This is a genomic window from Microvirga arabica, assembly GCF_016811235.1.
In the GTDB taxonomy this organism is placed as follows: domain Bacteria; phylum Pseudomonadota; class Alphaproteobacteria; order Rhizobiales; family Beijerinckiaceae; genus Microvirga; species Microvirga arabica.
The window spans coordinates 1-14,549 of sequence record NZ_JAFBID010000116.1 but is presented as its reverse complement, the minus strand read 5'-3'; the positions used below and the strand labels follow the sequence as shown (position 1 = coordinate 14,549).

Here is a 14,549-nt window from a genome sequence, read left to right as displayed (position 1 = left end):
CAAAGAGAGACGCCAAGGTCACGCCGAGGCCTGCTGCAAGCCTGTCGAGAACCGCCGCCGTCGGGCTGCTCTCCCCTCGCTCGATGAGGGAGATCATCGAGCGGCTGACGCCCGTGCGGTCAGCCAAGCTGTCGAGCGTCATGCCTGCGCCCGTACGGAGATTGCGGAGGCGAACGGCCAGATGGGTGCTGATATCCGGAACCTCATTCATTAAACTAGAATGAAGTTCCAATATACTGGAGTCAAGGCACAGCCTTGAGCCTTCCGACGAGCTGAGCTTCGATGGAAAAAGAAGTCGCAACACGACGAAATGGGCTTTATGGCTGCGGTTTGCTGTGGATCACGCAGGGGCACTCCATTGCCCTCGGCAGAACAAAAGAAGATTTTCAACCCATGTCGAACGTGATCCCTCTCGCTCCCCGCCTGAAGCCGGGCCGGTCCGCTCATGCGGAAGCGGAGGAGAGGGCTGCGCTCGCGGCCGACCTGATCGACCTGATTGAGCGGGTTCGAGACCTGACGGAGCACGTGGCCGGCCTGCCGGGCTCGCCTCTGCAGATCCAGCAGACGGCGCAGCAGCTGCTCGATGCCGGCACCGCCCTTGAGCGCGCGGTGGACTCGCTGACCGAGGGCGGCGAGTGGGTGCCGTTCTAGGGTCCGGGCACCTCACCGCCTTCGTCTGCTAACGCAAAGCCTCCAGCCGGTCCCGGGCCTGAGCCATGCCCAGGGTCTGGGCCTGCCTGTAGAACTCTCGCGCCTTCGCCGCATCCCCCTTGAGACCCAGCGTGCCGAGTTTCGAGAGCACGTTGGGATCGAAGGTCTCAGCCAGCAGGAAGGCCCCACGGGCATGGCCCCTCGCAAGCACGCGTTCCAGGAGAAGGCGCGCGCCGCTCACGTCGCCTTGGCGGAAGAGTTCCTCGGCGCGGGAGACGAGCCGGTCATCCGCCTTGGCGGGCTCGGGGCTGGCCGAGGGGTCGCCTTTGAGGGGTGGCGCGCTCGTCATGGGCAATGGATGAATGCTCTCCGGCAGGGCCGCGACGACAACCGCGGCGGGAGCCTTGACGGACAGTGCCGATGTGGCCTCCGGGGCCACTGAAAGGCCCTCGGATGGCAGGGGCTTCGCCTGGCTGGTCGGGGCAGGAACGCTCTCCTGTTGCGGCGGAGCCAGGGGAGGCTCCGCACCCGTTGATGCAAGCCGGAACATCACAGGAGCGGGACCCGGCTGCCGGGGCTCCTTGAAAGCACGCAACTCATCACTGGCGGCACTCAGCTCCTGCATCAGCACATCACTGCGCATTTGAGCGCGCGCCAGAGCCGTTTCCAGTTCGGCCATCCTGGAAGTCGCCGACGCTACGATTTCATCTTTAAGACTCTGCAGCTCACGCAGCTCCTTGAGAGTGCCGGCGAGCTGGCGCTCCGTCAGATCAAGCTGTTCACGTTCCTGCCGCATGCGATTGTCTGAAGCAGCGGTGTCCGCCGGAGCGGCCGCTTGCTCCTTCGCCGCCTGCAGGGTCTGGTACTCCTCCTGAAGCCTTTGCATTTCCTGCTTGAGTGTTGCGCTTCGCTCCTGCTCCTGCTGCAGAGCTTGCTGCATCTCGGATGATTTGATGTCATGAGAGGCCGTGTCGGACTCAAACCGAGCCGCCAGGGCGTTGTGCTCCTGCATCAGAGCCGTCAGGGTCTGCGAGATCATGCCGCCGTAGGACCGTTCCTGCTCGAGAGCCTGCTGGAGTTCGGCCAAGTTCGCATTGCTCACCTCAGTTGCCGTCGTGCAGATCTCCGGCGGCGCAGGAGCATGCATCAAAGGTGCCGAATGAGCAGACGCTTGAACGTTGAGATCCTGCAGCGCCTTGAGCAGGTTCGGATTGCTCAAATGGTCGGAGAGAACGATGGCAAGGGTTCCAACCTCGATGGCTGTGTTGAGGTTTGTCTCGGCCGATTTCAGGTCGCCCTTGCGGATCGAGGCTTCAAGATCAGCCGCAAGCTGGCGTCGATCCGTGGAGGTCAGCAGCAGCGGCAGAAGCTGTCCCAGATCTTTCTGAGCAAGGTCGCTGTCGAGTGCGTTCACTGCCTCCGCGCCGGGATCAATGCGGGGCGGAACCTGTGCGGCTGCGGGAATGATGAGCGAGAAACCGAGAAAGGTCGTGGTCAGCAATTCAGTGATGAAATGTCTTGAGTGAAACGATCTGTACCCAATCACGTCGGACCTCCTTCTGTGACTGCCGAAGGCTGCTCCTTGAGCCTTCGGCCTAGGGTCCTGCTTGCGACGTCAATCCTGCCTGTTTGCTCTCCGAAGCGACCTCTCCCGGTCTCCCTGCCAGGCCAGGAACTCACGGAACAGAACTTCGCGTTCCTGTGCCGAGACGCTGATCCCACGGTTTTTCATGAAGAACTCGAAGCTTTGAACCTGGGGAGAGGACGTGCGGGCGACGGCGGCACGATCCAGCCAATCCTGCGCCGGCCTGACGCGCTCCCAGCCGGGCACGTCGGCCGCGAGATTGACCTCCTTCCATTTCGGATGCCGTCCAGGCTGCAGGAATTCGTCGAACCGCGAGAAGAACGCGTCCACGAAACGGTTCACGCGATTGTAGCGGTCGGAGTTCTCGGGCCAGTTGAACACGGCGAGCAGGCTGCCGACCGCCAGTGTCTCCACGGGCTTGGCCGCGTCGACGAGCTGGGGATAGTCGGCGTTCGCAAAGCGCGCCGGGAAGTAGCTTTCGGCAATCTCGCCCTCGAACGGAATCGGCAGAAGGTGAAAGCGCCCATCCGTCTGGAACTCCGCAATGGCGCGCACCGGACGCCCGGCCACATAGACCGCAGCCTGAATCTCGCCCGACTTGAGCTTCGCATAGGACGAGGCCTGATCGAAGGTTGTGACCTCGGGCTTGATGCCGAGCTTCTCGAAGATCAGGCGCGAAGTCAGGTTGGTGCCGCTGCCCGCCTTGTCGATATTGACCTTCTGGCCGTCGAGCTGCCGGATGTCCGTGATCTGCCGGCTGGCGATGATGTGGACTTCCTCGTTGTAGAGGCGTGTGATGAAGCGCAGGCGCCGGACCGCGCTGTCCTGGAGCTTCTCAGTCTTGAGCTGCTCGCGGGCATCCATCTGCACGATCCCGATGTCGACACCTCGCAGGAACATGATGTCACGAAGGTTCTGCAGGGAGCCGCGGCCGATCATCGGCAGCACGCGCAGCTCCTCGCCATCGAGCACGTTGGCAAGATCCGCTGCGATGCGGATGTAAGTGCCGTCCGCGCCGCCGGAGATCACCCCGAGCGTGCCTGCATTCGCACGGGACGGGTTGAAGGCTGGCGCCGTCTGCGCCGATGCGGCCAGACCAGATACCAGGAAAGCCGCGATGGCGGCGGCTTGGGCAAAGGAAGCCCCGAAACGATGGCCTATGGAAGAGAAAACGGAAACCCGACCCGACATTCTTGTCCTCCCCGGAGGTGCCTTGTGGCTGTTGTCGCTTCGATCGTTTCGTTTTTAGGGCTGATGAATGAAATGAAGTTGAGACAAAGGAACACGAAACGAAAGAACGGCCATCGTATGCTTGTGAAACCTATGGTCAATCGTGCTTTGCGTCCGGATTAGTACTCATGAAGTGATAGAGAATAATCAAAAAGAGATAGGTTTTATCTTTATATTCCTTGTGAAAGCTGAATTTCTTATCTCTCCTTCAAGTTTTGCGGCTGAGGGTAAGTACCGGATCGGCAGCGGGATTAAGAAATTTATGGGCGCCCTGCGCCTCCTTTAACCGTCCGTTAACCATAAGCGGTCGAAATCATAGGGCATTAAAGGAATCTGAACTCCCGTGACCATTGCCGTTCGAAATCGTCCGTCTCTTCGCTTCCGCGGCAGGTCCTTCATGGCCCTGGTTCTCGCGCCGGAAGTGCCGCTGAGGGACTGGCTCGAGGATCTCGATGCCGTGTCCGAGCGCTCCCCCGGATTTTTCACCGGGCGTCCCATCATTGCCGACGTATCCTCCCTGAAGCCGTCGAAGTCCGAGCTGAAGTTCCTACTGGCGGCCTTCAAGATGCGCAACATCCGCGTCATCGGGCTCGAGGGAGCTGCGCCCGAAAACGTCGATGCCGACATGCCGCCGCAGATCAGCGGCGGAAAGCCCACGGGCGAAATCGACGTGCCGGACGCAGCCAACGCGGCGGTGGCCGCCGCGGGCTCGCCCTTTGCTGACGCTCCCGTGCCGGAAAAGTCGCTCCTCATCGAGGGCTCGGTGCGCTCGGGGCAATCAATCCTGCATCCTGAAGGTGACGTGACGGTTCTGGGCTCCGTCGCCTCGGGCTCGGAGATCGTCGCGGGCGGTTCGATCCACGTCTACGGCTCCTTGCGCGGCCGCGCCATTGCCGGATGCACGGGCAACGGCAAGGCCCGCATCTTCTGCCGCAAGTTCGAAGCCGAATTGATTGCGATCGATGGGCTCTACAAGACCGCCGACGATCTCGGCGGCAAGTTCCTCGGTCAGCCTGTGCAAGTGAACCTGGATGGCGATTCCATCATCCTGAAAACAATGGATTGAGAGAAAGAGAGACGACAATGGCCAAAGTCTTGGTCGTAACTTCCGGCAAGGGTGGCGTTGGCAAGACGACGTCTTCGGCAGCTCTGGGCGCGGCGCTGGCGCATGGCGGCGACAAGGTCGTGGTCATCGATTTCGACGTCGGTCTGCGCAACCTGGATCTCGTGATGGGAGCCGAGCGCCGCGTGGTGTTCGATCTCATCAACGTGGTGCAGGGCGATGCAAAGCTCAACCAGGCGCTCATCCGCGACAAGCGGCTGGAGAACCTGTCGCTGCTGCCCGCCTCGCAGACCCGCGACAAGGACGCACTGACGGAAGAAGGCGTCGCCCGCGTGCTCGACGAGCTGCGCCAGAAGTTCGACTGGATCATCTGCGACAGCCCGGCCGGCATCGAGCGCGGCGCCACGATGGCCATGCGCCATGCGGATGTAGCCGTGGTCGTGACGAACCCGGAAGTGTCGTCCGTGCGCGACTCGGACCGCATCATCGGCCTCCTCGACTCCAAGACGGAGCTGGCCGAGAAGGGCGGGCGCATCGAGAAGCACCTGCTCCTCACCCGCTACGACCCCGTGCGCGCCGAGCGCGGCGAGATGCTGAAAGTCGACGACGTGCTGGAGATCCTCTCCATCCCGCTCATCGGCATCATCCCGGAGAGCGAAGAGGTCCTGCGCGCCTCGAACGTCGGATCGCCGGTGACGCTCAACAATCCTGCCAGCGCGCCGGGCCGGGCCTATTTCGATGCCGTGCGCCGGCTCAAGGGCGAAACCGTCGAACTCACGATCCCCACCGATAAGAAGGGCCTGTTCGGCAAATTGTTCGGACGGAGGGCTGCATGAATCTCCTGAGTTTCTTCAACCGGCGCACCTCCGCGCCCGTGGCACGCGAGCGCCTGCAGATCCTGCTGGCGCATGAACGCGGCATCGTCGGGGGCAAGCCCGACCTCGTCGCACAGCTGCGGGAGGAGATCCTGGCCGTGGTGCGCCGCCACGTGATGGTGGAGCAGGACAACGTCCAAGTGAAGATGAACCGCGACTCGGACATCTCGACCCTTGAGATCGAGATCGAGATCCCTGCTCCGGTCGCAGCGCGCGCCTGAGATGCGGTGTCATGAAGGATGAGCGGTCCCGATCATGCGGGGCCGCTTTTTCATGGCTGCTGCTTGCCCCACACGCCGATCTTGGCCTCGCGGGCCTTGTCGGCTGCGGCCTTCAACTCGGGCGTCGCATCGTTGGTCGGGCGCCCGCCACCGTTGAACAGCACGACCCGCGACAGATCCTGATTGCCGACTTGGCAGCGATAGACATCGTTCGAGCCCGCGGGCTCGCAGGCCACCTCGCGACCGTTGAGATAGCTGGTGAGATCCTCCGGCTTGCCGCCGCCGGGCGCCCATTCGACACCGAACAGACGGACCACTTCTCCCTTGAGGGACAGGGTGGCCGTGTCGATCACATCCGGCACGCCGCGAAGGGACGCCGAAGACGCCGTCGAGCCGGTGGTTGAGGGCTCGGGATCCTGAAGGGTGCTGGCCGTTTCATTGCCGGCCAAAGCGGGCTGTGCCGCGTTGGCCTGCGGAGCGGATGCATCCTCTCCCTGGAACAGGAAGGCGCCGACGCCGAGAAGGGCCAGGAGCGCAACAGCCCCCAAGGCCAAGCCGGGACGTGCCCAGGAACGCGTGCGCATCCCGCCAAAGACGGCCTGCTCATGCTCGGCTGCTGCCGGGGCAGATGGTTTTCCGGTTTTGATCCGTGAGCTGAGCTTCGGCGCCAGAGAGGTCCGCAAGCTGGCCAATGGGTTGCGGGACCAGTCGTGAATGCGTGGCTGTCTAAGGGTAGGGTTCTGAAGAGGAGCTGGTTCTTCCCGTAACGGAGGTGCTTCAGCCTCGGGCTTCTGCGCTCCATCGTCCAGCTTGAGCCAGTCCCGCTGCGGCTTCTCACGCTTTTCCGGACGTTGCTCGGCTTGCGCACGGTCGGCTGAATCGGACTTTGCCGACCTGAACAGCACGCCATACCTGCCGCGCAGTTCCTCCAGAAGATCCTGAAGGGTGAACTCTCTCTGCTGCCCGTCCTTTTCGATCGTCCGGGGCTTGCCGTCCTGGTCGATGACGGTGAGTTTCAGCGCTCCATCCACCTCCGACGGACGCAGTGAGGATTCAATGATGAGTTCCAAGGCGCGGCGGGCGTCGTCTGTCGGGTTGATCTTGTCGAGCTCCGCATGGATGACCTCGCGCATGCGCTCCCTGGTCTGATTCCAGTTGCGGCGCGGATCGGCGGACGGATCGTGAGTCGTGGTTTCATCAATCATTGGAGGCACCCTCTTGGGCAAGATTTCGCTTGCGCTCCTGACCGAGCAGCGTGCTGTGTTCCGCAACGATCACGGGCCTGTCGCCGATGAAGTGGACGACGAGCTGGAGGGCGCCCGTGCCTTGCGACACCCGCCGGCGCCGGGGATGGGACGCCGTGTAGTCGAAGACCGCATGGACCGTGCAGATCTCGCCTGCCGGATTGCACACGGTGCCGACACCGTCCTCGCGCGGTCGGTAGTCCCGCTCCGGCCAGCGCTTCACGAAGCGGCGCTTCTCATCGAACAGCCGCTTCATCGACACCTCGCGCCCGTGAAAGAGCACGCGCGGCGCATAGAAGGCGGCCGTCGATTCGAGAGCGGTGTCGTTAGGGGCCGACCATGAATCGAGGTAATCGACGGCGAATCGCTTTGCCGTGGCGGCCCGCGCCTCGCGCTTGTCCTCGACAGGATCCTGCTTCGGTCGAGCGGTCGTCACAGGCGCCGGGTTGGCCGGTGCCGGGGCGGGTGGGGTGGTCTCGGGTTGCTGCGCCTGACGGGTCTCAGGCGTGTCGGGCCGGACAACAGGAGTCTGCGGTTGGGCCGTCTGCGCCGGCGGTCCTGCGGGCGTGGCCGCTGGCGGTGAGGCGGCCTGCGGTGCAGCCGCAGGAGGAGCAGGCCTGACGGGTTCGGGAGCTTGAGGTTCAGGCGCCTGGGACGGCGCCATTGCGCCCTCGCCAGGAGGGTCGACCCAGGGGCGTCCCGTCTGCGCAGCAGCCATGGAACCCACAGCCATCAGCAGGGTCAGGAGAGCGGATTTCGTTGCGAGCGGCCAGCCGGTCTGCATGCGTTTCCTAAGGCCTCTTCTCAAGAAAAGGTGACTGGGGAAAAGCGGGTGAATGGCGTCCCGGTTCCATGAATATCCTGGCCGGAAGCTCCGGCCAGGATGGTTCGCAATAACTAGGTAATGAAATGAACTTGGCTGAAATGTGCCCGTCAGAGCTGGGCTAGAGTGACGGAACCCACGCCCGAGATCCCGATGGCCTGCGCGGAGGCTTTCGAGAGGTCGATGACGCGGCCATGGGCATAGGGACCGCGATCGTTGATGCGCACGACCACCGACTTGCCGGTCTTCTTGTTGACCACCTTGACCTTCGTGCCGAAGGGCAGGGTGCGGTGGGCGGCGGTCAATTCGTTGGTGTTGAAGGTTTCGCCACTCGCCGTCTTGCGTCCATGGAAGCCCGGTCCGTACCAGGAGGCGGGGCCGCTCTGAATGACCTTCCCGTCGGGTTCTGCCTGCGCTGCAGGAGCTGCGATGAAGGCCGATCCGGCGATGAACAAGCTGGCGAGTGTGAGCGTTACCTTGCGTTGATCCACGATGCATTCCCTTGTTTGTTGTGATGGGCGTGCAAAATGGAGGCTAATGGGGCAACAATAAGACGTTCAACATGATTGAACATCGATTGTTCTAGCCTGAGTTAGCGCGGGACCTTACTAGATATACTGTAGTTTACATTATAACGGTTTGTAGATATAGCCTTGGAAGCCGTTGAATTTCAAAAACATTGTCATTGTTGGAGTGCTAAGACGCAGTCGAATTCGTCTTAGCGCGGCTGGACGGAACACGCGCCAGCCAAAAGGCTATCGCCAGAGCCGCGACGAGCAGAGCCGCCACGAGACCTGCGACCCCAGGCCATGCCCCACGGGCCCAGAACAGGCCACCCAGGGTGCCGACAGTGCTCGACCCCAGATAGTAGCAGAACAGGTAAAGCGCTGAGGCCTGCGCTTTTGCGGTCACGGCTCGGCTGCCGACCCAGCTGCTCGCGATGGAATGGCCGCCGAAGAACCCGAACGTCACGACGACGATCCCCCCGATGATGAGCAGGAGTTGGTCGAAGAGAGTCAGCGCTAAGCCCGCCAGCATTGTCGCGATCATCACCCACAACACCCGCTCGCGGCCGAGCCGGTCGGCCAAGCCGCCGATCCAGGCCGAACTCCAGGTGCCGATGAGATAGGCGGCGAAGACTGCCCCGATGGCGCTCGGACTCAGGGAATAGGGTGGCTCCGTCAGGCGGTAGCCGAGATAGTTGTAGAGCGTCACGAAGCCGCCCATGAGCAGGAACGCCTCAGTGAACAGGGCGCGCAGGCCCGGATCCCGCAGGTGCTCGCCCATGGAGCGCACCAGATCCAGCGGACGAGCCCGGCGCGGCTGGAAATGCACTGAGGCCGGCAGGCTGCGCCAGGCAGCAAAAGCCGATGCCAAGCCGATGCAGCCGATGAGCCCGATGGCGAGCCGCCAGGAGCCCAGATCCGTCAGCACGCCGCCGATGATCCGCCCGGACATGCCGCCCACCGCATTGCCGCCGATGAACAATCCCATGGCAAGGCCGATGGATTTCGGATCGACCTCCTCGCTCACATAGGCCATGGCCACGGCCGGCAGCCCGCTTAACGTGATCCCGATCAGCATGCGGACGATGAGCAGGCTGGTCCAGTTGGGCGCCAGGGCGGACAGGATGGTCAGGAGAGCCGAAAGCAGGAGCGAGGCTACCATGATGGGCTTGCGTCCCAGTACCTCCGACAGGGAGCCGGCGACCAGCATGGCCACGGCAAGAAGCCCGGTGGAAAGCGACAGGGACAGGCTGCTCACGGCGGCGCTTACCTGGAACTCCCGCGAGAACTCCGGCAGCAGGGGCTGAACGCAGTAGAGGATGGCGAAGGTGGAGAAGCCAGCGGCGAACAGCGCCAGATTCAGGCGGCGAAAGGCCGGCGTTCCGCCCACCAGACGGCTCGGCTTTTCCGGCGAATGATCCTTCATTTGGCCTTCCCGCGCCGCTCGACTGGCTCAGCATGAGAGTTCTGAGCTTCCTTATCCTATGCCCTCGGCGCAAGTGTAGTTGTGATTACCACATCATCCATTCTCTCAAAGCATGTGATATGTGCCGAGTTTGCACTTCTCTGCCGACGAAAACAGTATTTGTATAGGGGCTAACACCCTCCAGACTTGAGACCCTCAGGCTCGTCGCGGCCCCCGCGCGAGCCTCATTTTTTGAGCGCGTCATGACCTCCTCCCCCGCCGCTCGGGCGAGCGCTTCTCCCCTGGAGCCCGCGAGCCTGCCGGCTCCCTCGCCGCTGAAGGGCGTTCTGTTCCTGATCGCTTCCACCATCGTGTTCTCGGTGGCGGACGTGATCACCAAGCAGCTGGCCTCCACCCTGCCGCCGCCGGAAGTGGCGTGGATGCGCTATGTGACCTTTGCGCTCGTGATCGTTCCGATTGTGCTCCTGAAGGGAGGGCCTGGGCTCCTGCGCTCCCGGCGTCCGAAGCTGCAGGTGCTCAGGGGCTTCGGCATGGTGGGCTCCTCGCTCCTGTTCATCGAGAGCCTGCCCTACCTGCCCGTGGCCGACGCCACCGCCATCTTCTTCGTCTCTCCCATCCTAATCATGGCCCTGTCGGTTCTCTTCCTCGGCGAGACGGTGGGCTGGCGGCGCTGGACGGCGGCGGCGGTCGGCTTCGTCGGCGTCATGATCGTCGTCAGGCCCGGAACGGGAGCCTTCCAGTTCGCCGCGCTCCTGCCGATGATAGCCGCATCCAGCTGGGCGGTGGGCGCCGTGGTGACCCGCAAGATCGTCGGCGACCATGCCTTCACGACGCTGGCCTATTCAGCCCTCGTCGGCACTGTCGTGCTGAGCGCGCTCATGCCGTTCAACTGGGTGACGCCCGATGCAACGGAGATCGGCCTGGGCCTGAGCATGGGCGTGCTGTTTGCCATCGGGCACTGGTTCATCGTGCTCGCCTACAGGCATGGCAATGCGTCGATGATCGCGCCGTTTTCCTATGTCCAGCTCATCTGGGCGGGCAGCCTGGGCTATCTGGTGTTCGGCACGGTTCCCGATGCCCTGACCATCACCGGTGCCGGGATCATCGCACTCAGCGGCCTCTATACGGCCTATCGTGAGCGCGTGCGCGCCATGGAGAAGAAGTTCTCGGCCTGAGGCCCGGGATATTGAAAGAGTCAACCTGCCGAATGGACGACGCGGAGGCGCGGGCGGGCTGTGCGGCTGAGGAAGTTGATCTCGATGAAATCCCCCTCTTCGGAACCTTCGACGAGGCGGTAGCCGAACTGCTCCACCAGGGCGCGCACCTGGCCTAGATTCTCACGAGAGATCTTGCGGGTGAATTCCGTGAGATCCTGGCTCATGAGCGCCGCCACGATCCCGATCTCGACGCCCTGGTCGAAATCGGCACTGCGTGCCGGAAAACGAAGCCGCATACCCTCAGCGAGATGGATGTGGTGCATGGGATCCTGGTCAGTTCACGTCCTGTCGGGCGGTGTTTATCGGGCCAAAAATCCTACCGGTTGCTTAAAGCAGGCCGGATGGCCCCGGGGCGTTCGAGGCGTGGTTAATCCTTCGTGCAGGGTGGATCCGGAAGCTGAGCTTTGCATTTACCCTGCATGATCCGCCCTGCGCGAGCAGAGTCGCGGCGTGACAATGCAATGAGGCGCAGCATGAAGCAGCTTTTGGTCGGGATGGCACTTGCCGCAGGTCTGGTCGGCCAGGCGGCGCTGGCCGCGGATGTAACGACTGTTGTCGGCGTCCGGTCCAGCCAGATCCAGACGACGCGCCCCATCGCGCGGCTCGCCGACCAGGGGCTCGGCTATTCGGTGCTCCATGACGTGCCGGGCGTTCCGCAGCGGGGCTATCGCGTGCATGTCACCTGCGCCATCGACGAGAGCTTCATGCAGACCTACTGTCCGACCCCGGTCTATGTCTCGTCGTGCCCGCGGGCCCGCATCACCTGCGCGGGCAGCACGCAGGAGGTTCGGGCGCTGCGGCTGAAATATTGAACGGCCCTCAGGTTTACCGCGCGGGCTGCGGTGGATCAGAGCCGCTTCCACTCACGTGGAACCGTCTCTTTTTTGGGTTTGCCGCATTTTCTGACGGCGAACCGGATCCACTTCGCCGGAAAATGCTCTAGAAGGCCCTGGTTCAGCAGCAGGCCAACAGATTGCACGATACGACACGAAGCGGCGCCTACGGGACGCCACCGGCCGAATTGGCGCAAGCGCCGGAAGGTGCCACTCAGTTCTCGCCCCTGATCCCAGGCTCCGCAAAGCTTGAGGAGCAGCCGGAGGGCGAGTTCAGCGATATGCTCGTGCTGGCGCCGCCCGGCACCGTGGAGCGGCGCTACACCACCGCGCTCGCGCTGCGGGCGCTCGCTCCCGGCGGCGCCCTGACGATCCTGGCGCCCAAGGACAAGGGCGGCTCGCGGATCGCCAAGGAGCTCAAGGCCTTCGGATGCTCGGTCTCGGAGACCTCCCGGCGGCACTACCGCATCTGCACCTGTGAACGGCCCTCGCGCCTGATCGGGATCGACGAAGCATTGGCTGAGGGCGGACCGCGCCGGGACGAGGCGTTGGGCCTGTGGACCTGGCCCGGCGTGTTCAGCTGGAACCGCCTCGACCCCGGCAGCGTGCTGCTGGAGCAGAATCTGCCCGCGTTCAGCGGCCGCGGTGCGGATTTCGGCTGCGGCATCGGCATTCTCGCCCGCACGATCCTGGCCTTCCCGACGGTGGAGCATCTTGCAATGCTCGACATCGACCGCCGTGCCGTCGAAATGTCGGCCCGCAACGTCACCGATCCACGTGCCGAGATGCGCTGGGTGGATGCTCGCAGCGGCACCGGGCTTCAGGAGCTCAATTTCGTGGTCATGAACCCGCCATTCCACGATGGCGGTGCCGAGGACCAGAGCTTGGGCCAGACCTTCATCCGCCGGGCGGCCGAGGCCCTGCGCTCCGGCGGCGTGCTGTGGCTCGTCGCCAACCGGCATCTGCCCTACGAGGGTGTGCTGAAGCCCCTGTTCCGGCGAGTGACCCCGAAGGTGGAGGCCGGCGGTTACAAGATTTACGAGGCGCTGAAATGAGCAAGACACCGACCCTGCGTCTCGACCGGCTCCTGGCCAATCTGGGCTATGGCTCGCGCCGCGAGGTGCAGCAACTCGTCCGGGCCGGGCTTGTGACCCTGGACGGGGAGGTGATCGAGGATTCCGACCAGCGCATTGCCGTGACCCGCGATCTTTCGGCACGGATGCAGGTTCAGGGCAAGCCCCTCGATCCGCCTCCTGGTTTCATCCTGATGCTTCACAAACCCTTGGGCGTCACCTGCTCGCACAAGGAGGCGGGGCCTCTGGTCTACGGCCTCCTGCCCGACCGCTGGCGCCGGCGCGACCCGGCGCTCTCGACGGTCGGGCGCCTCGACAAGGAGACGTCGGGGCTGCTGCTGATGACCGACGACGGCAACCTGCTCCACCGCATCATCTCGCCCCGCGCCAACGTCTCCAAGCGCTACCTCGTGAGCCTCGACCGGCCCCTGAAAGGCGACGAGGCCGAGATCTTCGCTTCCGGGACCCTGATGCTGGAAGGCGAGGACAAGCCGCTCCTGCCGGCGCAGCTGGAAGTGCTTTCCCCGACAAGCGCCCATGTGACGGTGACGGAGGGACGGTACCATCAGGTCCGGCGCATGTTCGCCGCCGTGGGCAACCATGTCACCGCCTTGCACCGCAACCGGATTGCCGCCCTGGACCTGCCGGCGGATTTGGAGCCGGGGCAGTTCCGGATCATGAGCGAGGCCGACCTCGCCCTGATCCTGCCGCCCACCGGAGCCGCCTCCCGGCAGGCCTCGTGAGCGGAGAGGTTGCCCTCGGGGCCGTAATCGGGTAGGGAAAGTGAAGGCCCATCGCCGCAAGCACCCGTAGCTCAGCTGGATAGAGCGTTGCCCTCCGAAGGCAAAGGTCACACGTTCGAATCGTGTCGGGTGCGCCACTTCTCAGCTCCCATAGAGCGGGAAGTCAGGCACAACAGGTCGCTCCCTCCAAGATAATCATGAGTCCTTATGGACGTTGCGTTCAGCAACTGGGATCTCCGGGACCCGTGATCGCCCGGATAATCCATACTCTTGAATGAACCTACTTCCCGATGAAGGCGGATGCCAGGATCGTCGTGGCGTAGGCTGAGATCACGAAGAACGGGCCAAGCACGGAAGCCGACACAAGCAGGACAAGCGAGTTCTTGAGGGTACGCATCGTGAGGCTCCTAAACCTGGGAGCCCCAATCCTAAGAGCGTTAAAGTTAACCTCAGGCTAACCTTGGCAGCAAAAGCGGCCAGTATGAAAAGCCCCCGCATGCACCAAACGACGGACTTGCATGCAAGGGCTCTGGAAGTGGTCAGTCGCAGCGACGGACCCGGCGCGTCACAGAACCGCCCCAGCGGTCCTGCTCCACGATTGTGACATTCCGGCAGTTTTCTTCGTAAGCCCCGTAACGCCGCTCGTCGCGCCGAGCGTCACGCCGGCCCTGCTCATAGGCACGCTCAGCCTCTCGGCGCTCCCGCCACCGTTCGCGCCGCTCGCGCTCCTCCTGCTGAGGATCACGTACGCCGATCTGAGGGCGACCGTCGGGGCCGATGCCGAACTGAATGCTCGGCTGAGCTATCGCGGGTGTGCCGACAAAGAGACCAGAACCGATGGCGGCAACAGCCAGAAGAGCAAATTTTCTCATGGGTTCAATTCCTTAGGTGATCGCGACGTAACGTCCGATGACCAAGGCGGTTCCAGCCCACAGCCGCGTCGCGGCACCTTGCCTCACACCAAAATCAGAGACCTCACACTCTAAGGCTTGTGGGGATTCATCGTGAATTGATGACGGCGGCGGCGAGATAGATCATTGCGGAGAAGCTTTGGTCGGT

The 14,549-nt window shown here is 63.3% G+C and carries 17 protein-coding genes and 1 tRNA gene; 9 read left to right on the top strand and 9 right to left on the bottom strand.

Annotated features, from left to right (window positions below):
• Positions 1-211 (bottom strand): helix-turn-helix domain-containing protein (locus tag JQC81_RS30225; protein WP_203275482.1); only part of this gene is annotated, 211 nt, incomplete at its 3' end.
• A 182-nt stretch (positions 212-393) separates the two neighbouring features.
• On the opposite strand from JQC81_RS30225, the gene JQC81_RS30220 reads away from it, so the two are divergent.
• A complete protein-coding gene (locus JQC81_RS30220; RefSeq protein ID WP_203275481.1) occupies positions 394-651 on the top strand; it encodes a hypothetical protein in 258 nt (85 codons plus the stop codon).
• A 28-nt stretch (positions 652-679) separates the two neighbouring features.
• Here JQC81_RS30220 and JQC81_RS30215 read toward each other — a convergent pair whose 3' ends face one another.
• Complete coding sequence (locus tag JQC81_RS30215; RefSeq protein ID WP_203275480.1) at positions 680-2,197, bottom strand: AAA family ATPase; 1,518 nt, start codon at positions 2,195-2,197, stop codon at positions 680-682.
• 69 nt (positions 2,198-2,266) lie between these two features.
• Positions 2,267-3,427 carry a TAXI family TRAP transporter solute-binding subunit gene (locus JQC81_RS30210; RefSeq protein ID WP_203275479.1) on the bottom strand — a complete coding sequence of 387 codons (1,161 nt, stop codon included), beginning with the start codon at positions 3,425-3,427 and terminating at the stop codon, positions 2,267-2,269.
• 436 nt (positions 3,428-3,863) lie between these two features.
• Between JQC81_RS30210 and minC the strand changes: the two genes are divergently transcribed.
• The 3 genes from minC to minE are packed head-to-tail and all read left to right on the top strand — an operon-like array spanning position 3,864 to position 5,625.
• Positions 3,864-4,532: a septum site-determining protein MinC gene (minC, locus tag JQC81_RS30205; RefSeq protein WP_210347321.1), complete on the top strand. Its 669-nt coding sequence runs from the start codon at positions 3,864-3,866 to the stop codon at positions 4,530-4,532.
• A 17-nt stretch (positions 4,533-4,549) separates the two neighbouring features.
• Positions 4,550-5,365, top strand: a complete 816-nt coding sequence (gene minD / locus JQC81_RS30200; RefSeq protein WP_190845117.1) for a septum site-determining protein MinD — start codon at positions 4,550-4,552, stop codon at positions 5,363-5,365.
• Positions 5,362-5,625, top strand: coding sequence for a cell division topological specificity factor MinE (gene minE / locus JQC81_RS30195; protein ID WP_036354060.1), 264 nt, complete (start codon positions 5,362-5,364; stop codon positions 5,623-5,625). The genes minD and minE overlap by 4 nt, the downstream gene beginning before the upstream one ends.
• Before the next feature lie 50 nt (positions 5,626-5,675).
• Here minE and JQC81_RS30190 read toward each other — a convergent pair whose 3' ends face one another.
• The 4 genes from JQC81_RS30190 to JQC81_RS30175 form a co-directional block, all read right to left on the bottom strand.
• Positions 5,676-6,830: a site-specific integrase gene (locus JQC81_RS30190; protein ID WP_203275477.1), complete on the bottom strand. Its 1,155-nt coding sequence runs from the start codon at positions 6,828-6,830 to the stop codon at positions 5,676-5,678.
• A complete protein-coding gene (locus JQC81_RS30185) occupies positions 6,823-7,653 on the bottom strand; it encodes a hypothetical protein (protein WP_203275476.1) in 831 nt (276 codons plus the stop codon). The genes JQC81_RS30190 and JQC81_RS30185 overlap by 8 nt, the downstream gene beginning before the upstream one ends.
• A 149-nt stretch (positions 7,654-7,802) precedes the next feature.
• Complete coding sequence (locus JQC81_RS30180; RefSeq protein ID WP_203275475.1) at positions 7,803-8,183, bottom strand: septal ring lytic transglycosylase RlpA family protein; 381 nt, start codon at positions 8,181-8,183, stop codon at positions 7,803-7,805.
• A gap of 205 nt (positions 8,184-8,388) precedes the next feature.
• Entirely contained in the window at positions 8,389-9,624 is a 1,236-nt protein-coding gene (locus tag JQC81_RS30175; RefSeq protein WP_203275474.1) for an MFS transporter, read from the bottom strand.
• A gap of 242 nt (positions 9,625-9,866) precedes the next feature.
• Here JQC81_RS30175 and JQC81_RS30170 point away from each other — a divergent pair, with 242 nt between their 5' ends.
• Positions 9,867-10,799: a DMT family transporter gene (locus JQC81_RS30170; protein WP_203275473.1), complete on the top strand. Its 933-nt coding sequence runs from the start codon at positions 9,867-9,869 to the stop codon at positions 10,797-10,799.
• 20 nt (positions 10,800-10,819) lie between these two features.
• Here JQC81_RS30170 and JQC81_RS30165 read toward each other — a convergent pair whose 3' ends face one another.
• The gene (locus JQC81_RS30165; protein WP_203275472.1) at positions 10,820-11,104 is read right to left on the bottom strand and encodes a hypothetical protein; all 285 of its coding nucleotides are present in this window, start codon (positions 11,102-11,104) and stop codon (positions 10,820-10,822) included.
• A gap of 210 nt (positions 11,105-11,314) precedes the next feature.
• On the opposite strand from JQC81_RS30165, the gene JQC81_RS30160 reads away from it, so the two are divergent.
• The 4 genes from JQC81_RS30160 (at position 11,315) to JQC81_RS30145 (ending at position 13,627) form a co-directional block, all read left to right on the top strand.
• Positions 11,315-11,653, top strand: a complete 339-nt coding sequence (locus JQC81_RS30160) for a hypothetical protein (RefSeq protein WP_203275471.1) — start codon at positions 11,315-11,317, stop codon at positions 11,651-11,653.
• Between the two features lie 161 nt (positions 11,654-11,814).
• Positions 11,815-12,729 carry a class I SAM-dependent methyltransferase gene (locus JQC81_RS30155; protein WP_203275470.1) on the top strand — a complete coding sequence of 305 codons (915 nt, stop codon included), beginning with the start codon at positions 11,815-11,817 and terminating at the stop codon, positions 12,727-12,729.
• Complete coding sequence (locus tag JQC81_RS30150; RefSeq protein WP_203275469.1) at positions 12,726-13,490, top strand: pseudouridine synthase; 765 nt, start codon at positions 12,726-12,728, stop codon at positions 13,488-13,490. The genes JQC81_RS30155 and JQC81_RS30150 overlap by 4 nt, the downstream gene beginning before the upstream one ends.
• Before the next feature lie 60 nt (positions 13,491-13,550).
• Positions 13,551-13,627: transfer RNA gene (locus JQC81_RS30145), tRNA-Arg, on the top strand.
• Between the two features lie 402 nt (positions 13,628-14,029).
• Here JQC81_RS30145 and JQC81_RS30140 read toward each other — a convergent pair.
• Complete coding sequence (locus JQC81_RS30140) at positions 14,030-14,362, bottom strand: hypothetical protein (protein ID WP_203275468.1); 333 nt, start codon at positions 14,360-14,362, stop codon at positions 14,030-14,032.
• Between the last annotated feature and the right edge of the window lie 187 nt (positions 14,363-14,549).

Coding starts and splice junctions, on each gene's coding strand:
- JQC81_RS30220 (WP_203275481.1), top strand. CDS start 394: ATGTCGAACGTGATCCCTCTCGCTCCCCGCCTGAAGCCGGGCCGGTCC.
- JQC81_RS30210 (WP_203275479.1), bottom strand. CDS start 3,427: ATGTCGGGTCGGGTTTCCGTTTTCTCTTCCATAGGCCATCGTTTCGGG.
- minC (WP_210347321.1), top strand. CDS start 3,864: ATGGCCCTGGTTCTCGCGCCGGAAGTGCCGCTGAGGGACTGGCTCGAG.
- minD (WP_190845117.1), top strand. CDS start 4,550: ATGGCCAAAGTCTTGGTCGTAACTTCCGGCAAGGGTGGCGTTGGCAAG.
- minE (WP_036354060.1), top strand. CDS start 5,362: ATGAATCTCCTGAGTTTCTTCAACCGGCGCACCTCCGCGCCCGTGGCA.
- JQC81_RS30190 (WP_203275477.1), bottom strand. CDS start 6,830: ATGATTGATGAAACCACGACTCACGATCCGTCCGCCGATCCGCGCCGC.
- JQC81_RS30185 (WP_203275476.1), bottom strand. CDS start 7,653: ATGCAGACCGGCTGGCCGCTCGCAACGAAATCCGCTCTCCTGACCCTG.
- JQC81_RS30175 (WP_203275474.1), bottom strand. CDS start 9,624: ATGAAGGATCATTCGCCGGAAAAGCCGAGCCGTCTGGTGGGCGGAACG.
- JQC81_RS30170 (WP_203275473.1), top strand. CDS start 9,867: ATGACCTCCTCCCCCGCCGCTCGGGCGAGCGCTTCTCCCCTGGAGCCC.
- JQC81_RS30165 (WP_203275472.1), bottom strand. CDS start 11,104: ATGCACCACATCCATCTCGCTGAGGGTATGCGGCTTCGTTTTCCGGCA.
- JQC81_RS30160 (WP_203275471.1), top strand. CDS start 11,315: ATGAAGCAGCTTTTGGTCGGGATGGCACTTGCCGCAGGTCTGGTCGGC.
- JQC81_RS30150 (WP_203275469.1), top strand. CDS start 12,726: ATGAGCAAGACACCGACCCTGCGTCTCGACCGGCTCCTGGCCAATCTG.
- JQC81_RS30140 (WP_203275468.1), bottom strand. CDS start 14,362: ATGAGAAAATTTGCTCTTCTGGCTGTTGCCGCCATCGGTTCTGGTCTC.